Consider the following 18,767-nt stretch of genomic DNA (forward strand, 5'->3'; position numbering starts at 1 on the left):
CTCCGCCGACACCGCGGGTTGCAACGCCCTTCCGGCCGCGTCCGCCATGCGCGGCACCTCACCGGGAGGTTCGAGTTGAAGAGCAAACGTTGGCGTGGCCTGACGTGGGGAGCCGCGCTCGTCGCGGCCGTCCTCACCGCGAGCAGTCCGGGCGTGTCGGGCGCGGAGGACGCGCCGCCGCCGCTGGGCGGGACGACCGGCGGCGAGCACCACGAGGTCACCCTGATCACCGGCGACAAGGTCGTGCTCCTCGGTGACGAGGTCAGCGCGCTGGTCGCCGCGCCGGGCCGGGAGCGGGTGGTGTTCCACAGCTACCGGCGGGACGGGCGCCTGCACGTCCTGCCGCGCGACGCGGCGCGGGCCGTGGCCCGGGGCAAGCTGGACCCGAGGCTGTTCGACGTCACGGGACTGGTCGAGGCCGGCTACGACGACGGCAGCCGCGACTCCGTGCCGCTGATCGTGACCGGTGAGCAGGAGCCGGCGACCGCCGGGCTGCGCGTCGGGCACCCGCTGCCCGCGGTCGGCTCGTACGCCGCGCAGGTGGTCAAGTCCCAGGCGTCGGACACCTGGCGCACGCTCGTGTCGAGGGCGAGCGTGCGCAAGGTGTGGCTGGACGGATTGCGCCGGCCGAGCCTGGACCGCTCCACCGCGCAGGTCGGCGCGCCGACCGCGTGGCGGGCCGGGCACACCGGCAAGGGCGTGAAGGTGGCGGTGCTGGACACCGGCGTCGACCAGGACCACCCGGACCTGGTCGGGCACGAGGTCGCGGAGCGCAACTTCACCGACGACCCGGACAGCACCGACGGCGTCGGCCACGGCACGCACGTCGCCGCGACGATCGCGAGCTCCGGCCCGGAGTACCGGGGCGTCGCGCCGGACGCGGACCTGTTGGACGGCAAGGTGTGCGCCGTCGCGGGCTGCCAGGAGTCGGCGATCGTGGCCGGCATGCAGTGGGCCGCGGAGCAGGGCGCGGACATCGTGAACATCAGCCTGGGCGGCGGCGACACGGCGGAGACGGACCCGCTGGAGGAGGCCGTCAACACGCTGTCGGCGCGGACCGGCGTGCTGTTCGTGGTCGCGGCGGGCAACAACTCCCGCCCGGAGACGATCAGCTCGCCGGGCAGCGCCGACGCCGCGCTGACGGTCGGCGCGGCGGACCGGGACGACAGCATCGCGCCGTTCTCCAGTCGCGGACCACGGGTCGGCGACGGCGCGGTCAAGCCCGACATCACCGCGCCCGGCGTGGACGTCGTGGCGGCGAAGTCGAGCAGCGGCACGATCGGCACGCCGGTCGCCGACGGCTACGTGGCCATGTCGGGCACGTCGATGGCCACCCCGCACGTCGCGGGCGCGGCAGCCCTCCTGGCCCAGCAGCACCCGGACTGGACGGGCGCGCAGCTCAAGGCCGCGCTGATGGCGTCGGCGAAGCACAACCCGGAGCTGACCGCGTTCGACCAGGGCGCCGGCCGCGTCGACCTGACCAGGGCCATCACCACCGCGGTCACCGCCGAACCGGCCAGCCTGGCGATGGGCCTGCAGAGGTGGCCGCACGGCGACGACACCCCGATCACCAGGACCGTCACCTACCGCAACGAAGGTGCCTCGCCGATCACGCTGGCGCTGACCGCGAGCGCGGAGGGCCCGAACGGCGACGCCGCGCCCTCCGGCCTGGTCGCCGTGTCACCGGCGAAGGTCACCGTCCCGGCGGGCGGCGAGGCGGCGGCCACCGTCACCGCGAACACCCGGCTCGGCTCGGCGGACGGCCTGTACGTCGGGTCGGTGGTGGCCACCGGCGGGCCGACCCCGCTGCACACCGCGCTGAGCGTGAACCGGGAGGTGGAGAGCTACGACGTGTCGTTCGACTTCGTGGACGCCGCAGGAGCGCCCTCGGCCGACTACTACACGTCGATCATCGGGCTCAGCAACGACACGTTCGCCTTCCCCTACGACGCGGACGGCTCGTTCACGCTGCGGCTGCCCAGGGGCGAGTACTTCACCAACTCCGACGTGCAGACCGACGACACGCGGTTGGCGCTGCTGCCCCGGCCGGGGCTCAGCGTCACGGCGGACACCACCGTGGTGCTCGACGCGCGCACGGCCAAGCCGGTGAAGATCACCGCGCCGGACGCGGGCGCCGAGGAGGCGTTGGGCGACATCACGATGGTGCGCGCGCAGGGTGACCGGTCGGCCAGCGTGAGCACCGCGTTCCTCGGCGGGTTCGGCCCGAACGTGTCCATCGCGCACGTGGGTCCCGAGCTGGCCGCCGGTGAGCTGACGGCGTTGCTGGGCGCGCAGTTCCGCGGCACGCCCGAGGGCGACGAGCCGGTGACCTACCGGTTCGCCTGGTCGCAGCAGGGGAAGGCGCCATCGGGGTTCGTCCGCGCGCCGGCCGCGACCGACCTGGCGGAGGTGCGCACGACGTTCGGGCCCGGTCCGGCGGACCGGCGGTTCGGCCACGGCGGCAACCCGGTCACCGCGGCCGGTGTCGGCGGCTGGGCGTGGCTGTCGGACGTAACCTCGCCGGGCGCGGCGATCGACCGGGTCACGCCGGGATCGGCCTGGTCGTGGGGTTTCCTGCAGTTCGGCGCGGACGACGTGGTCGAGGCGACGCTGACCTCGCCGGAGCGCGCGTACCAGCGGGGCGGAACGCACCAGGAGCGGTTCAACGACCCGGTGTTCTCCCCCGCGCTGCCCGAGGCGCGGTCGCCGTACTTGGCGCGCGGCGGCGACGAGATCAGCTTCGCGCTGCCGCTGTTCACCGACCGGGCGGGCAACGGCGGCAACGCGGCGGTCTCCTCGGCCCGGACCACGTTGCTGCGCGACGGGGTCGAGGTCGGCGAAACGGCGCACGCGGCCAACGGGCTGTTCGAGGTGCCGCCCGGCGCGGCGGCGTACCGGGTGGAGACCGAGGCGGTGCGGGCCGCCGGCACGTCGGAGTTCGCCACCGAGGTGAGCGCCGCGTGGACGTTCCGCTCGGACACGGTGGCCGGTGACGACTTCGCGCCGCTGCCGCTGTCGGTGGTGCGGTTCACGCCGGAGCTGGACGCGAACGGCTCGGCGGCGCGCGGGCGTTCCCTGCGCGTGCCGCTGACCGTGCAGCAGCAGGAGGGCGCGGCCAACGGCCGGGTCGACCGGATTGACGTCGAGGTGTCGTTCGACGACGGCGCGACGTGGGCGGCCGTGCCGGTCTCCGGGGGCGTGGCCGCGGTCGCCAACCCGGACGCGGCCGGGTACGGCTCGCTGCGGGTGCGGGCGACCGACAGCGACGGCAACGCCTTGGAGCACACCGTGATCCGGGCTTACAAGATCACCTGAGCAGGACCGGGAGGGGCGTCCGCGGGGCTGCGGACGCCCCTCCCGGCGAGCAACACCCGTTGGGCCGCACGGCCGCTGAAACCCCTCCCCCGACTGGATAGCGTCCAAGTGTCGGGGGGCGATTGCACTTTTCAGCGCACTGCGTTTCTTCGCACCTCCCGTCAGCGCGTTCCCCAGCGCTCTCAACCAGATTCGGGAGGTATCTGCGTTGAAACCGAGGTTACGAAGGCACGGCGTCATCTGGTCGGCAGCCCTGCTGGCCACCGGACTGGCGACCGGACTGGCCACCGGCGCCGCGACCGCTTCACCGGCGCCGCCGCCCGACCGGCCCGACACCGACCGGCAGCAGCACACCGTCACCCTCGTCACCGGTGACCGGGTCGTCGTCAGGGGGGACTCGCTCGTCTCGGTCACACCCGGCCCCGGCCGCGGCGACCTCGCGTTCCACCGGTTCGTGCGCGACGGCCGGCTGCACGTCATCCCGCGCGACGCGGCCCGCCCGCTCGCCGACGGCAAGCTGGACCTGCGCCTGTTCGACGTCACCGGCCTGGTCGAGGCGGGCTACGACGACGCCCGGCGCGACACCGTGCCGCTGATCATCACCGGTGACCGGCCGCGAGTCGGTGTGCAGGTCACCCTGGCGCTGCCCGCCATCGGCTCGGTGGCCGCCAGGACCGCGAAGTCCGACACCGCCGCCACCTACCGCGCCCTGCTGGACGACCCGGGCGTGAAGAAGGTCTGGCTGGACGGCATCCGCCGCCCGAGCCTGGACCGCTCGGTCGCGCAGATCGGCGCGCCGACCGCCTGGGAAGCCGGGTTCACCGGCCGGGGCGTCAAGGTCGCCGTGCTGGACAGCGGCGTCGACCAGACCCACCCCGACCTCGCGGGCCGTGAGGTCGTCGAGCGCAACTTCACCGACGACCCGGACAACAGCGACCTGGTCGGCCACGGCACGCACGTCGCCGCCACCGTCGCCAGTTCCGGCCCGCAGTACAGGGGCGTCGCGCCGGACGCGCAGATCCTCGACGGCAAGGTCTGCTCGCTCCGGGACTGCGCCGAGTCCTGGATCGTGGCCGGCATGCAGTGGGCCGCCGACCAGGGCGCCGACGTGATCAACATGAGCCTGGGCGGCACGGACACGCCGGAGGTCGACCCGCTGGAGCAGGCGGTCGAGACGTTGTCGGCCCAGACCGGCGCGCTGTTCGTGGTCGCCGCGGGCAACTCCGGCCGTCCCGGCACGATCGGCTCGCCGGCCAGCGCGGACGCCGCGCTCGCGGTCGGCGCGGTGGACCGGGACGACAGCATCGCGGACTTCTCCAGCCGCGGCCCGCGGGTCGGCGACGGCGCGCCCCGACCGGACGTCACCGCGCCCGGCGTGGACATCGTCGCGGCGAAGTCCGGCGCCGGCCGGATCGGCACACCCGTCGGCGACGACCACGTCGCCGTCTCCGGAACGTCGATGGCCACCCCGCACGTCGCGGGCGCCGCCGCCCTCCTGGCCCAGCAGCACCCGGACTGGACGGGCGCGCAGCTCAAGGCCGCGCTGATGGCGTCGACCGAGAACAACCCCGCGCTGACCGCGTTCGACCAGGGCGCCGGCCGCGTCGACCTGGCCAGGGCCATCACCACCGCGGTCACCGCCGATCCCCCGAGCCTGGCACTCGGCTCCCAGCCGTGGCCGCACGACGACGACACCCCGACCACCCGGGAGTTCAGCGTCCGCAACGCCGGCGCGCAGCCGGTCACGCTGGACCTGGCCATCGACGCCGAGGGCCCCGGCGGCACGCCCGTGCCGGCCGGCGTCCTCACCGTCAGCCCGACCACGATCACCGTGCCCGCGGGCGGCGAGGCGAGGGCCGCCGTCACCGCCGACACCAGGGCGGCCACCGCCGACGGCGGGTACAGCGGCACGGTCGTCGCGTCCGGCGGCGACGTCGAGCTGCGCGTGCCGGTCGGCCTCACCCGCGAGGTCGAGAGCTACGAGGTCGCGTTCGACTTCGTGGACGCGGAGGGCAGGCCGGCGGAGGACTACTTCGCGTTCGTCATCGGCCTGGACAACGACGTGGTCGGCTTCCCGAGCGGTTCCGGCGGCAGGGCTTCCGCCCGGCTGCCCGTCGGCGAGTACCTGGTGCTCACCGAGGTGGTGACCGACCGGACCAGGAGGGCCATCCTGCCGATGCCGAGCCTGCGGGTCGGCCCGGGCACCACGGAGGTGACCGTGGACGCCCGCGAGGCCGCGCCGATCTCCATCTCCTACCCCGACCCGAAGGCCGTGGCGGAGACCGGCGACCTGCTGGTCGTCCGCAGCCGGGACGGCAGGCCGGTGACCGGTGTCGGCTCGGCGTTCCCGGGCGGCTTCGGCGACGGGGTGTCGATCGGGCACCTCGGGCCCGAGGTGCCCGCCGCTGACCTCACGGTCCTGCTCGGCGAGCAGGCCCGGGGCGAGCCGGTCGGCACGACGCCGGTGTCCTACCGGTTCGCGTGGGCCGAGGAGGGCAAGGCGCCCACCGGTTTCGTCCGCGCGCCGCGCAAGCGCGACCTGGTCGAGGTGCGGTCGGAGTTCGGCCCGGCCCCGGCGGGCAAGGAGCACGACTTCGCCGCGTACGCCGGGCTGTCCAACGGCATCGGCAGCCTGGGGTTCGGCGCCCCGGTGACCTCGCCGGGCCGGTCGGTCGACTACGCCACCACCGCACCGGGCGTGCGGTGGTCGTGGTCGCTCACGCAGTACCAGGACGGCGCGCTGGAGGCCGAGATCGGCACGCCGGCCCGCGCCCACGAGCCGGGGCGCACGCACCGGCAGCGGCTCAACAACCCGGTGTTCGGGCCGACCCTGTTCGACCGCCCGTTCCCGTACCTGGCCAGGCGCGGCGACAGCGTCGAGTTCTCGCTGCCGCTGTTCGGCGACCGGGACGGCAACCCCGGGTCCTCGGCGACGTCGTCGGCGCGGACCAGGTTGCTGCGCGACGGGATCGTGGTCGGCGAGGCCCCGCAGCCGGGTCGCGGCCAGTTCACCGTGCCGCCCGGCGCGGCGGACTACCGGATCGAGACCGAGGCCGTGCGCGCGGCGGGCGTCTCGGAGTTCGGCACGGCGGTCAGCGGCGCGTGGACGTTCCGCTCCGGCACGGTGGCGGGCGACCGACCCGCGCCGCTGCCGCTGACCGCGGTCCGGTTCTCACCGGCGCTGGACGCGAACGGCTCCGCGCCCGCCGGCCGGGTCCTGCGACTGCCGCTGACCGTCGAGCAGCAGGACGGCGCGGCCAACGGCCGGGTCACCCGGCTCCGGGTCGACGTGTCGTTCGACGACGGCAGGACGTGGACGCGGGCGCCGGTGCTCGGGCACAACGCGTTCGTGCGGAACCCGGCCGCCGCCGGGCACGCCTCGCTGCGGGTCAGCGGCTCCGACAGCCGGGGCAACACGTTCGAGCACTCGGTGATCCGGGCCTACAAGATCGGTTAGTCGGGAGGGGCGTCCGCTGCCGCAGGCGCCCCTTTTGGCTGCGCACAACCGGATTCGGGAGGTATCTGCGTTGACCGCGAGATCACGACGAGCAGTCCTGGCCCTGGTGGCCGCGAGCGGGCTCGTCGCCGGCACGGCCACGGGGGTGGCCGGTGCGACACCGGACCCGGAGCGGCGTCGAGCCGCCGCCGGGTCGACCGTCACCCTGCTCACCGGTGACCGGGTCCTGCTGCACGACGCCGGGTTCGCCTCGGTCCAGGCCGGTCCCGGCCGCGAGCGGGTCGGCTTCCACACGTTCCACCGCGACGGGCGGCTGCACGTTGTCCCGCACGACGCCGTCGAGGCGATCGCCCGGGACCGGCTCGACCCGCGCCTGTTCGACGTCACCGGGCTGGTCGAGGCAGGCTACGGCGACGCGGACCGCGACACCGTGCCGCTCGTCGTCACCCGGCACGCCGACGCGCCGCTCCGCGCGGCCACCGCCCTGACCACGCGCGACCTGCCGGGGGCGGTGGCGGCGCAGGCGCCGAAGTCCGACGCGGGCACGGCGTTCCGGGCCCTGGTGGACGACCCCGGCGTGCGGAAGGTCTGGCTGGACGGCATCCGCCGCCCGAGCCTGGACCGCTCGGTCGCGCAGATCGGCGCGCCGACCGCCTGGCAGGCCGGGTTCACCGGTCAGGGCGTCAAGGTCGCCGTGCTGGACAGCGGCGTCGACCAGACCCACCCCGACCTCGTCGGCCGGGAGGCCGCCGAGCGGAACTTCACCGAGGACCCCGACACCTCGGACCTGGTCGGCCACGGCACGCACGTCGCCGCGACGATCGCCAGTTCCGGTCCGGAGTACAAGGGCGTCGCGCCCGACGCGCAGATCCTCGACGCCAAGGTCTGCTCGCTCCGGGACTGCGCGGAGTCGGCGATCCTGGCCGGCATGCAGTGGGCCGTCGAGCAGGGCGCGGACGTGGTGAACCTCAGCCTGGGCGGTGCGGACACCCCTGGCGCGGACCCGCTGGAGGAGGCCGTCGACGCGCTGTCCGAGCGGCACGGGACGCTGTTCGTGATCGCGGCGGGCAACTCCGGCCGTCCCGGCACGATCGGCTCGCCGGGCAGCGCGGACGCCGCGCTCACCGTCGGCGCGGTGGACCGGCAGGACGGCATCGCGCCGTTCTCCAGCCGCGGCCCGCGGGTCGGCGACGGCGCGGTCAAGCCCGACATCACCGCGCCCGGCGTGGACGTCGTGGCGGCGAAGTCGAGCAGCGGCCGGGTCGGCACACCCGTCGACGAGGACCACGTGGCGATGTCCGGCACGTCGATGGCCACCCCGCACGTCGCGGGAGCGGCAGCCCTCCTGGCCCAACAGCACCCGGACTGGACGGGCGCGCAGCTCAAGGCCGCGCTGATGGCGTCGGCGAAGAACAACCCCGCGCTGACCGCGTTCGACCAGGGCGTCGGCCGCGTCGACCTGCCCGCGGCGATCACCAACGAGGTCACCTCGAACCCCACCAGCCTGGCCATGGGCTTCCAGGCGTGGCCGCACGACGACGACACCCCGGTGACCGAGGAGCTGACCTACCGCAACAGCGGCGCGCGGGCCGTGACGTTCGACGTGTCGCTGGACGTGAAGGGCCCCGACGGCGCCCCCGCGGCAGCGGGCATGTTCACCGTCACCCCGACGACCGTCACCGTCCCGGCGGGCGGCGAAGCGCGGGTGAGCGTCACCGCCGACACCAGGGTCGGCACCGCGGACGGCGCGTTCTCCGGCGCCGTGGTCGCGGGCGACGTCCTGCGCACGCCGATCGGCGTCGACCGCCAGGTCGAGGGCCACGACCTCACCGCGACGTTCGTGGACGCGAACGGCCGGGCGCCGACCGGGTACAGCGGCATCCTCATCGGCCTGGACAACGACGTGGTGATGTTCATGAGCGGCGCCGAGGACACCGTCACCGCCCGCCTGCCCAGGGGCGAGTACATGGTCCACGCCAACGTCACGACCGGTGACCCGCTGGACGGCCGGGTCGCCGTGCTGCCCCGGCCCAGCCTGACCGTGGCCGGGCCGACCGACATCACCTTCGACGCCCGCACCGCCGCGCCCCTCAGGGTCACCGCGCCCGACCCGGACCCGACGCCGATGCTCGCGCAGCTCTCGGTGGCCCGCTCCTTCGGGGGTGAGCGGACCGCGATCGGCTCGCTGTTCATCGGCGGGTTCCCCGCCGGGCTCGCGATCGCCGGCGCTGGTCCGGCGCTGCCGCCCGACCAGCTCCTCGTCACCATCTCGTCCCAGGTGATCGGCACGCCGGTCGACGGGACACCGGTGAACTACCGGTTCGCGTGGCTGGAGAAGGGCCGCGTGCCCACCGGTTTCGTCCGCGCGCCCGCCAAGCGCGACCTGGCCGAGGTGCGGACGGGGATCGGTCGCGGGCAGCCGGACCACGTCTTCGCCCTCGGCGCCGCGCCCTTCTCACCCGACGGCTCCGGACCCGTGGGCGCGCTGTTCGACGTGCCCAACGGCGGCGAGGCGATCGACTACCTCACCGGCGACGACTTCCGCTGGCGCTGGCTGCTCACCCAGGGCGACGACACCGGCGGCCTCGCCGACTTCCGGGCCGAGGACCGGACCTACCGCAACGGCCGCAGCCACCGCGAGCGGTTCAACTCCCCGGTGTTCGGGCCCGGCCTCCCGGCGTCGCCGTACGACTACCTGAGCCGGGTCGGCGACCGGATCGCGGTGCAGGTGCCGCTGGTCAACGACGCCGCGAACCACCTCGCCTGGTCCGACTTCGAGACCGCGCGCACCACGCTGCACCGGAACGGGCAGGAGGTGGGCCGCAGCCCGCAGGTCGGCGGGACGTTCGACGTGCCGCCGGGCGCGGCGGACTACCGGGCCGAGGTCGACTTCGTCCGCGCGCCGGGCATCTCCGACCTCACCTCACGGGTGAGCGGCGCGTGGACGTTCCGCTCCGACACCGTGCCGGGCGAGCGGAGCCGACGGCTGCCGCTGACGGTCGTCCGGTTCACGCCCCGGCTCGACGCCGACGGCGGCGCGCCCGCCGGGCGGTTCCTGCTCGTGCCGCTGACCGTCCAGCAGCAGGAGGGCGCGGACAACGGCCGCGTCCGCCGGGTCGAGGTCGAGGTGTCGTTCGACGACGGCAGGACCTGGTCCGGGGTCCCCGTCCTCGGTGGCGCGGCGCTCGTCCGCCACCCCGACCGGGCGGGCTTCGCGTCGTTGCGCGCCAGGGGTTCCGACAGCCTGGGCAACACGTTCGAGCACTCGGTGATCCGGGCCTACAGGATCGGTTAGCCGGGGAGGGGCGTCCGCTGTCGCGGGCGCCCCTCCTCCGTCACCACGTGTCCTTGCGGTAGATCGAGCCGCCCTCCTCCGGGTCGTCGTCCACCGGGGGGCGACGCGCGGGAGGCGGCGGCTGCTGGTAGGGCTGCGGCGGGTAGTCCCGCACCGACTGCCGGAAGGTCTGGGGCGGTTCCTGGTCGAGCGGGGGCGGCGGCTGCCGGTGCGGCGGCGGCGCGCCCTGACCACCCGGAGCCCCCGGTCCGCCCGGAGCCCCCGGCATCCCCGGCGCACCGGGTCCCGCGGGCATCCCGGGACCGCCGGGCGCACCGGGACCGCCGGGTCCACCGGGTCCGGCGGGCAGCACCGGCGGGGTCGGGCCGAGGTTCAGCTGGGCCGGGTCGATCGAGCTGTCCGCCAGCAGCGGCGCGGCCAGCTCCTGCACCTGCTGGGCCGCGGCGGCCGAGGCGTGGAAGACCAGGGTCAGCAGGTTCGCGGCCAGGTCGCGGCCGTTGCGCAGCGCCCGGTCGTCGATGCGCAGGTCGACCAGCTGGCCGTTCGCCGTCACGGTCGCGGTCAGCAACCCGTCCCCGGACTTCCGGGTCACCCGCAGCCCGGCCAGCAGGCCGCGCAGCTCGTCGGCCTGCTGCTGCTTCTGCTCGGCGAGCCGGGTGATCCGCTCCAGCTTCTGCTCGAGATCTTCTCGCATCGCGCCCTCGATCCGCTGTACTACCGTCTGCCGCAGGCTAGTCCACTCGATCCCCGACGCGATTCCGAATCCGGTGGAACCGCGCGAAGACCGCGGACGTCCGAGTGGCCGGTATCGAGGGAGGTGGCGCGATGACGGCGAAGTTCGACGTCAGGCTCGACGGCATCCTGGAGTTCGCGGGCACGTCGGACCGGCGCGGCGACCGGTTCGACGAGGTCACGGCCGCGCTGGAGGAGGCCAAGGTCGGCCGCGAGGCGTTCGGCAAGATGCCGTCCAGCGGCGACGTGTACGGCTCTTACGAAGAGCGCATGACCTCCACGATGAACGACCTGAAGGAATGCGCCGAGGCCATGCGCGACATCGCCGAATCGGTGCGCGACACCGCGAGCGACTACCGGGGCGTCGACGGCGCGATCGGAGAAGTCCTCGCACAAATCGTCCAAGGGCTCGAAGGACTGACGATTCCGAAGGTGGGCGGATGAGTCCCAGCACGACCGTCGAGGTCAACAACAAGATCGAGACGTTCCTCAACGGCTGCCCCGGTCCGATCCAGGGCATCATCCGGCCGTTGCTCACGCCGTTCCTGGAGGCCATCGACTGGGTCGCGGGCGACCCGGACGACCTGATCCGGGCGGCGGACGCGTGGGAGAAGGCGGCCACCGACATCCGGGCCATCGTGTCCGACGAGGCCAGTGCGCGGGCCACCGTCAGCGGCGTGTGGCAGGGGCCGGCCGCGGACCGGTTCAACCAGCGGCTGACCGAGGTCGAGGAGCAGGTCGACCAGCTCGCCCAGAACGTGCAGGACACGTCCGGGATGCTGGTGGAGGCCGCCAAGGGCTGCGTCGACTCGGCGAACCTGATCATCGACCTGGTGATCGATCTGATCATGATGCTGGTGACCGACCTGCTGGTGAGCCTCGCCGCCTCGGTGGTCAGCTTCGGCGCGTCGCTGGCCGCGGGTGCCGCCGCTGCCGCCGCCAAGGCCGCGGCCACCCTCGGCAAGGTCGTCAAGATCGTGAACAAGCTCGCCGACCTGCTGATGAAGCTCTCGCAGATGCTGCGCAGGCTGGCCGAGGCGGCCAAGGCGTACAAGCAGGGGCTGAAGGCGATCAAGGCGCTGAAGAAGGCCGCGGGCACGTTCAGCAAGGAGGGCATCGCGCTCGGCGTGGCCAAGTCGATCTACACCGCGCCGGTGCGCATCCCGCTCGGCCAGGTGCTCGGCGAGTCGGTGCCGGGCGGACCGGCGGGCGGCCTGTTCAACATGGGCAAGGAAGTCTACGACTACGCCACCGACGACAACTGACCATGGTGGACGACCTCAAGGCGTGGGGGGACGACGCGCGGCGCGCGCTGTCCCCCGGCGAGGCGCTGCTCGCCCTCTCCTCCGCCGCCGTGGCCTACGGCGCTCGCGGCGGCGCCGAGCCGGACTTCTGGATCACGCCGGCGGGTCGCCTGGTCGACCGGGTCGACCGGGCCGTGCCCGAGCCGAAGGGCTGGGTCGGCAAGGCGTTGGCCGGGGTCGGCGGGGTGGCGTTCGCCGCACCGTCGCTGGACCTGCCCGCCGAGTTCCCGGAGAGCTGGATCGGCGGGCGCACGTGCTGCGGACCGGTCGGCTCGGTGGCCAGGCAGCTGGAAGCGGCGCTGAGCGGGCACAGCTTCCTCGCCGTCACGTCGCAGCGGGTCGTCGCCCTGGTCAGCCGGGACGACCGGATGGCCGTCACGTGGGCCGCGCCGCGGGACGTCGTCGCGGCGGCCAGGCGCCGTCCCCGGCTGCTCGCGCGGGGACGGTTCGGCCTGGTCTTCCGGGACGGGTCGTGGATCGTGCTCGGCACGTTCGGCGCGCACGTCGGCAGCGCCCAGGCCAGGGCCGTCCTCGCCGCGCTCAGGGCAGGTTCGTGACCAGCTCGGCGGCCGGGACGCGGGTGCCGGTGTAGAACGGCACCTCCTCGCGCACGTGCCGCCGCGCCTCGGTGCCGCGCAGGTGCCGCATCAGGTCCACGATCCGGTGCAGCTCGTCGGCCTCGAACGCGAGCATCCACTCGTAGTCGCCGAGCGCGAACGACGCCACCGTGTTCGCCCGCACGTCCGGGTAGTCCCGCGCCTCCTTGCCGTGGTCGGCGAGCATGCGGCGGCGGTCCTCGTCGGGGAGCAGGTACCACTCGTAGGACCGCACGAACGGGTACACGCACACGTACTTGCGCGCTTCCTCGCCCGCCAGGAACGCCGGGATGTGGCTGCGGTTGAACTCGGCGGGCCGGTGCAGCGCGACCTGGCTCCAGACCGGCGTCGACACCCGGCCGACGGCGGTGCGGCGGAACCCGCTGTACGCCTGCTGGACCTGCTCGACCTCCTCGGCGTGCCACCAGATCATGTAGTCGGCGTCCGCGCGCAGGCCCGCCACGTCGTACACCCCGCGCACCACGACGCCCTTGGACTCCAGGCCGTCCAGGTACTCCTGCGCCTCCGCCGCGGCCGGGCCGCGGTCGTCGGGCAGGCGACCGGGCTCCACCCGGAAGACCGACCACATGGTGTAGCGGATGGTGTCGTTGAGCTCGGTGTAGTTCAGGCGGGACATGACTCCGATTCTTCCACTCAGCGGACCGGCGTGAGGACGTGAGCGGCGACACGGGCCGCCGCGGCGTCGGCCGTCGCGATGCACGCGGGGATGCCGACGCCGTGCAGCGCCGCACCCGCCACGGCCAGGCCGGGCACGTCGGCGACCGCGTCCTCGACACCCCGCACGACGTCGAGGTGACCGACGCCGTACTGCGGCAGACCTCCACCCCACCGGGTGACGGCGGTGTCGACCGGCTCGGCCGTGACGCCGGTCAGCAGGCGCAGGTCGTGCCGGACCGCCGCGACCAGCTCGGCGTCGTCGCGCTGGAGCAGGTGCGCCTCGCCGTGCCTGCCGACGCTGCCGCGCACCAGCACGGGCTCCTGGCGGCTCCCGCCGACCGGCCCACCGGCCAGGTGCGCCCACTTGCGGCTGGAGAAGGTGAACGCCTTCGCGGTGAACGGCACGCCGTCCGCCGTCCGCTCCCCCTCCGCCAGCAGCACGCCGGACCGCGGCGGCAGCTCGGTCCCCGGCGGCAGGGCCAGCGCGACCACCGCCATCGACGCGACCTCCACCTCGGCGTAGCGGCGGGACGCGGCGGGGGCGACGTCGGCGAGCAGCTTGCGCGCGGCGGGGGCGGGCACGGCCAGCACCACGCCGTCCACGTCGAGGTGCCGCGGCGCGGCGGCGGAACCGATCTCCAGCCGCCAGCCGCGGTCCCGGCGGATCAGGGCGCGCACCGGCAGGCCGAGCCGGATCGTCGCGCCGGCCGCCTCCGCCAGCCGTTCGACCAGCGTTGACAGGCCGCTGCGCAGGGTGCCGAACACCGGCGGTCGGGTGACACCCGGCGGGGTCGGCGCGGGCACACTGGTCGCGGCGGCGGCCAGCAGCGAGCCGATGCCGGAGTCCAGCGCGGCAGCCAGCTGCGGCATGGTCGCGCGCAGCCCGAGGTCGTCGGCACGACCCGCGTAGACGCCGCCGAGCAGCGGCCCGACCAGGCGGTCGCCCACCTCGGGACCGAACCGCTCGCGCAGCAGCGCGCCCACCGACACGTCCGCGCCGGCCAGCCGGACCGGCGGCAGGTCGGGTTCGGCGGCGACCCGGCGCAGGCCGTCCGGTGACAACACCTCGCTCACGGCGTCCACCGATGTGGGGACGCCCATCAGCGTGCGGGCCGGGATGGGTCGGGTGTCGCCGGCGGCGTGGATGCTCGCCGGCGCCGTCGTCGGGTGCTCCACCTGGTCGGCCAGGCCGAGTTCGGCGACCAGCCCGACGGCCTCCGGGCGGCGGTGCAGGAACGCCTCCGCGCCCACGTCGTAGGCACGGCCGCCGACCTCGACCGTGCGCAGCTTGCCGCCGAGCCGGCCGGACTGCTCGACCACGGTGATCTCCGCGCCCGGCCCGAGCAGCCGGCGCAACCGGTGCGCGGCGGCCAGCCCGGAGATCCCGCCGCCGACCACCGCCACCCGCACCGCGCTCATCCCGCCCGGTGCACCAGCTCGACGGCCCGGGTGATCACGTCCGGGTCGGTGTCCGGCAGCACGCCGTGGCCGAGGTTGAAGATGTGACCGGCGGCGGCCCGGCCCTCGCGCTTGATCCGGGTGATCTCGCGCTCCAGCGCGGGCAGCCCGGCGAACAGCAGCGCCGGGTCCAGGTTGCCCTGCACCACCGGCTTCGGCAGGTGCGGCGCGGCCTGCTCCAGCCGCTCGACCGCCACGTCCAGCGGCGTGCGCCAGTCGACGCCGACGACGTCCGCGCCCGCCTCGCGCATCGCGGGCAGCAGCTCGCCCGTGCCGACGCCGAAGTGGATGCGCGGCACACCGCTGACGCTCCGCAGCACGCGCGTCGAGTGCGGCAGGACGAACTCGCGGTAGTCGCGCTCGGACAGCGCGCCCGCCCACGAGTCGAACAGCTGGACCGCCTTCACGCCCGCCGCCACCTGCACCCGCAGGAACTCGGCGGTGATGCCCGCCAGCCGGTCCAGCAGCGCGTGCCACAGGTCGGGGTCGCCGTGCATGAGCGCCTTGGTGCGCTCGTGGTTCTTGCTCGGGCCGCCTTCGACCAGGTACGAGGCGAGGGTGAAGGGCGCGCCCGCGAAACCGATCAGCGGCACGTCGCCGAGCCGGTCGTTGAGCAGCCCGATCGCGTCCGCCACCGGCCGCACCTGCTCCTCGTGCAGCTCGGGGATGGCGTGCACGTCGGCGTGCGTCGAGACCGGCTTGGCCACCACCGGCCCGGTGCCGGGCACGATGTCCAGGTCCACGCCGGCGGCCTTGAGCGGCACGACGATGTCGGAGAAGAGGATCGCGCCGTCGACGTCGTGCCTGCGCACGGGCTGGAGGGTGATCTCGCAGACCATCTCCGGGTCCATGCAGGCGTCCAGCATCGCGGTGCCCTCGCGGAGCTTGCGGTACTCCGGCAGCGAGCGGCCGGCCTGGCGCATGAACCAGACCGGCGTGCGGGACGGCCGGCCGCCGCGCGCGGCGACGAGCAACGGGGCTTCGGTGTTGTCGTTCATCTCGTCCGACATCGTCCCACGTGCTGGGCGGGCGGCGTCCTGAGGTCCGGCGTGCCGCGCTCACGTTCCGAGGTTTAGGGGCCTACAGTCCGTGGTGTGACGGAGCCCGAACTGTTCCAGCGGGCGGTGGCGACGCTCCGGTCGGTGCGAACCCGGCCCGAACTGGAGTTGACCGAGGTGCGCCCGCCGCAGCGGCTCGCGCCTTGGGCCTTCGCGCTGACCGCGGAGGTGACCGGGCCCGCCGACGAGCTGTCCACGGGACGGCTCGTGCTGCTGCACGACCCGGACGGGGTCGAGGCGTGGTCGGGCGTGTTCCGGCTGGTCGCGTACGTGCGGGTGGAGCTGGACGCGGAACTGGCCACCGACCCGCTGCTGCCCGAGGTCGGCTGGTCGTGGCTGGCCGAGGCGCTGGAGGTGTCCGGCGCGGCGTTCCTGGCCCTGGGCGGCACCGTCACCCAGACCTCGTCCGCGAGGTTCGGCGACATCGCCGGCCCGGCCCGCACCGACGACCTGGAACTCCGCGCCTCCTGGACCGCCCGCGACGCCGACCTGTCCGCCCACGGCACCGCCTTCTTCGACGTCATGGCCACCGCCGTCGGCCTCCCCCCGGTGGGCGTGAGCACCCTGCGCTGACCCGCGCCTCCACCGCTGCGCCCAGCGCCGACCAGCGCCTGATTGTCGGTCCCGGCCGGCAAAATGACATCAGGGGTCCCCTGGGCGGGGACGCTTGCGGAAGCGCGGCTAGTCGTTGTCGCGGAGCACGCGCAGGGCGTTGCGGCCGGCGAGCTTGGCGCAGTCGTCCTCGCTCCAACCCCGGTCCAGCAGCGCGCCGACCAGCGCCGGGTAGCACGAGACGTCCTCCATGCCCTCGGGCAGGCTGCGCGTCCCGTCGTAGTCCCCGCCCAGCCCGATGTGGTCGATCCCGGCCACCTCGCGGGCGTGCTCCAGGTGCACGAGCACGTCGTCCATGGTCACCCGGGGCGTGGGGCCGCCCTCGGTCCAGGAGTCCTGGAACCGGTTGCGCGAGTCGAGGTCGTTGTGGTTCTCGCCCGCCGCCTCCATCGCCGCCTTCAGCCGGGCGTCCCAGTCGACGTGCGCCTGCGACAGGAACTGCGGCACGAACGTCACCATGCACACGCCGCCGTTGTCCTTGAGCCGGACCAGCACGTCGTCCGGCACGTTGCGCGGGTGGTCGGCGACCGCCCTACAAGACGAGTGGCTGAACACGACCGGCCTAGTGGAGACGTCCAGGGCGTCACGCATCGTGGACGGCGCCACGTGCGACAGGTCGACCAGCATCCCGACGCGGTTCATCTCCCGCACCACCTCGCGGCCGAAGTCGGACAGGCCGCCGTGCGCGGGCTCGTCGGTCGCCGAGTCGGCCCAGCCGGTGTTCTCGTTGTGGGTGAGCGTCATATACCGCACGCCCAGCCGCCTGAGCGCGCGCAGGACGCCCAACGAGCCGTTGATGCTGTGTCCGCCCTCCGCCCCGATCAGCGAGGCCGTCCGCCCGTCCCGGAAGGCCCGTTCGGCCTCGTCGGCGGTGGTCGCGACGCGCAGGTGGTCCGGGTAGCGCGCGGCGAGCGCGTGCACCAGTTCCACCTGCTCCAGGACGGCGGTCACCGCTGCGTCGCCCGCCAGCCGGCAGGGGACCCAGACGGACCAGAACTGCATCCCCAACCGGCCCTCGCGGGCCCGCACCAGGTCGGTCTGCAACTCCGGCCGCCGCACGGCCAGGTCGATGGCCGAGACCACCTGCGCAGGGTCACCGGTCGTTGACTTTTCACCGAATTGACCGGTGGCCGCGAGGTCGCGCAGAGCCCACGGCAGGTCGTTGTGCCCGTCGACGAGGGGCACGCGGGCCAGCAGTTCCTCGGCCCGGCCTCGACCTGTGGTGCTCGCCACCCGCAACTCCTTGATGTCGTCGTGAGAACCGCTCGCGTTACGCCCCCGATCGAGTTGTCAGCCGATCGTGTGACAACAGGGGCCAACAGTGACAACTCATTCGGGATAGATACCCGATTGATCGTCCCGTAGACCCGCTTGGGCGGCTACGCTGCCCCAGACGACACCACTTTCGGTCGATCAGTGGCGCGGCTGATTGGCCGAAAGTCCCGGTGCCGGTCGGGGGGCACGACCGACTCCAGGGAGGTAGTGACGTGGCTGCCGTCGGCTTAGGTCAGGCCGTTCGTACCACGCCAGCCGGCACGTTGCCGGCGAACATGGTCCCGCACCCGCGGGAGGAGCTTTTTTCAGTGCTGGTGGTCGACGACCACCCACTGCTGAGGGAGGCGATATCGGCTCGGCTCACCCAGATGGGAGCCGGGACAGTGCATGAGGCGGCTTCGGTTGCGGAGGCTCGGGCGCGGGCACTCGCCACCGGACCGTGCGACCTCGCGATCCTCGATCTGGGTCTGCCGGATGGCACCGGCATCGACCTGGTCACGGAACTCCGTGCCCAGGGCTGGCCCCGCATCGTGGTCCTCGCGTCCTCCGACGACCCCTACGCGGTCAGGTCGGCCTTCCAGGCAGGCGCTCAGGCGTACCTGCTGAAGTCCGCCTCGCCGATGGTGGTCACCGACGGGGTGCGCAGGGTCCTCGACGGCGGCGTCTACGCAGATCCGAGCGTTGCGCCCGTGCTCGCCGCGGGCACGAGGGTGCCGGGCACCGACAACACGCCGCGGGAACTCTCCGCCCGTGAGGTCGAGGTCCTCCAGCTGGTCGCCGATGGCCAGAGCAACAAGGAGATCGGCGAAGCGCTCAGCCTTTCCGCGTTGACGGTGAAGTCCCACCTGTCGCGGATCGGGCGCAAGCTGGGCACCGGGGATCGGGCTCAGATGGTCGCGCTGGCCATGCGTGCCGGCGTGATCCGCTAGCCAGGTCGGCACACTGAACCGGCCGAACACACCCGCGAGTGGTGCGTTCGTCGTAGGG

13 protein-coding genes are annotated in these 18,767 nt (G+C 74.0%); 8 read left to right on the top strand and 5 right to left on the bottom strand.

Annotated elements, in window-relative coordinates; all coding sequences use genetic code 11:
• Nucleotides 1-75: 75 nt before the first annotated feature.
• From AB0F89_RS35465 to AB0F89_RS35475, 3 genes are all read left to right on the top strand, one after another.
• Complete coding sequence (locus AB0F89_RS35465) at nt 76-3,315, top strand: S8 family serine peptidase (protein WP_367130550.1); 3,240 nt, start codon at nt 76-78, stop codon at nt 3,313-3,315.
• A gap of 208 nt (nt 3,316-3,523) precedes the next feature.
• Nucleotides 3,524-6,772 (top strand): S8 family serine peptidase, encoded by a 3,249-nt coding sequence (locus AB0F89_RS35470; RefSeq protein WP_367130552.1) that lies wholly within the window; start codon nt 3,524-3,526, stop codon nt 6,770-6,772.
• A 70-nt stretch (nt 6,773-6,842) separates the two neighbouring features.
• Nucleotides 6,843-10,067: a S8 family serine peptidase gene (locus AB0F89_RS35475; protein ID WP_367130554.1), complete on the top strand. Its 3,225-nt coding sequence runs from the start codon at nt 6,843-6,845 to the stop codon at nt 10,065-10,067.
• Nucleotides 10,068-10,107: 40 nt separating this feature from the next.
• Here the strand turns inward: AB0F89_RS35475 and AB0F89_RS35480 are convergent, their stop codons facing one another.
• The gene (locus AB0F89_RS35480) at nt 10,108-10,761 is read right to left on the bottom strand and encodes a YbaB/EbfC family nucleoid-associated protein (protein WP_367130556.1); all 654 of its coding nucleotides are present in this window, start codon (nt 10,759-10,761) and stop codon (nt 10,108-10,110) included.
• A 131-nt stretch (nt 10,762-10,892) separates the two neighbouring features.
• On the opposite strand from AB0F89_RS35480, the gene AB0F89_RS35485 reads away from it, so the two are divergent.
• The 3 genes from AB0F89_RS35485 to AB0F89_RS35495 are packed head-to-tail and all read left to right on the top strand — an operon-like array spanning nt 10,893 to nt 12,660.
• Nucleotides 10,893-11,243 carry a hypothetical protein gene (locus AB0F89_RS35485; RefSeq protein ID WP_367130558.1) on the top strand — a complete coding sequence of 117 codons (351 nt, stop codon included), beginning with the start codon at nt 10,893-10,895 and terminating at the stop codon, nt 11,241-11,243.
• A complete protein-coding gene (locus AB0F89_RS35490; protein ID WP_367130560.1) occupies nt 11,240-12,064 on the top strand; it encodes a WXG100 family type VII secretion target in 825 nt (274 codons plus the stop codon). Before AB0F89_RS35485 ends, AB0F89_RS35490 begins: the two co-directional genes overlap by 4 nt.
• A gap of 2 nt (nt 12,065-12,066) precedes the next feature.
• Nucleotides 12,067-12,660, top strand: coding sequence for a hypothetical protein (locus tag AB0F89_RS35495; RefSeq protein WP_367130562.1), 594 nt, complete (start codon nt 12,067-12,069; stop codon nt 12,658-12,660).
• On the opposite strand, the gene hemQ is transcribed toward AB0F89_RS35495, so the two are convergent.
• Genes hemQ through hemE form a run of 3 tightly spaced genes read right to left on the bottom strand, consistent with a single transcriptional unit; the run spans nt 12,644 to nt 15,845 of the window.
• A complete protein-coding gene (hemQ, locus tag AB0F89_RS35500; RefSeq protein ID WP_367130564.1) occupies nt 12,644-13,336 on the bottom strand; it encodes a hydrogen peroxide-dependent heme synthase in 693 nt (230 codons plus the stop codon). The two genes, AB0F89_RS35495 and hemQ, sit on opposite strands and share 17 nt — an antisense overlap.
• Nucleotides 13,337-13,353: 17 nt before the next feature.
• The gene (gene hemG / locus AB0F89_RS35505; protein ID WP_367130566.1) at nt 13,354-14,796 is read right to left on the bottom strand and encodes a protoporphyrinogen oxidase; all 1,443 of its coding nucleotides are present in this window, start codon (nt 14,794-14,796) and stop codon (nt 13,354-13,356) included.
• Nucleotides 14,793-15,845, bottom strand: a complete 1,053-nt coding sequence (gene hemE, locus AB0F89_RS35510) for a uroporphyrinogen decarboxylase (protein ID WP_367130568.1) — start codon at nt 15,843-15,845, stop codon at nt 14,793-14,795. Before hemE ends, hemG begins: the two co-directional genes overlap by 4 nt.
• Nucleotides 15,846-15,929: 84 nt before the next feature.
• Between hemE and AB0F89_RS35515 the strand changes: the two genes are divergently transcribed.
• On the top strand, nt 15,930-16,466 hold the full coding sequence (locus AB0F89_RS35515) for a DUF3000 domain-containing protein (protein WP_367130570.1): 537 nt from the start codon (nt 15,930-15,932) through the stop codon (nt 16,464-16,466).
• 108 nt (nt 16,467-16,574) lie between these two features.
• On the opposite strand, the gene AB0F89_RS35520 is transcribed toward AB0F89_RS35515, so the two are convergent.
• Nucleotides 16,575-17,738, bottom strand: a complete 1,164-nt coding sequence (locus AB0F89_RS35520) for a dipeptidase (RefSeq protein WP_367130572.1) — start codon at nt 17,736-17,738, stop codon at nt 16,575-16,577.
• A gap of 317 nt (nt 17,739-18,055) precedes the next feature.
• On the opposite strand from AB0F89_RS35520, the gene AB0F89_RS35525 reads away from it, so the two are divergent.
• Nucleotides 18,056-18,709 (top strand): response regulator transcription factor, encoded by a 654-nt coding sequence (locus tag AB0F89_RS35525; protein WP_181320591.1) that lies wholly within the window; start codon nt 18,056-18,058, stop codon nt 18,707-18,709.
• Nucleotides 18,710-18,767 lie beyond the last annotated feature (58 nt).

The organism is Saccharothrix sp. HUAS TT1 (assembly GCF_040744945.1).
Lineage (GTDB): Bacteria > Actinomycetota > Actinomycetes > Mycobacteriales > Pseudonocardiaceae > Actinosynnema.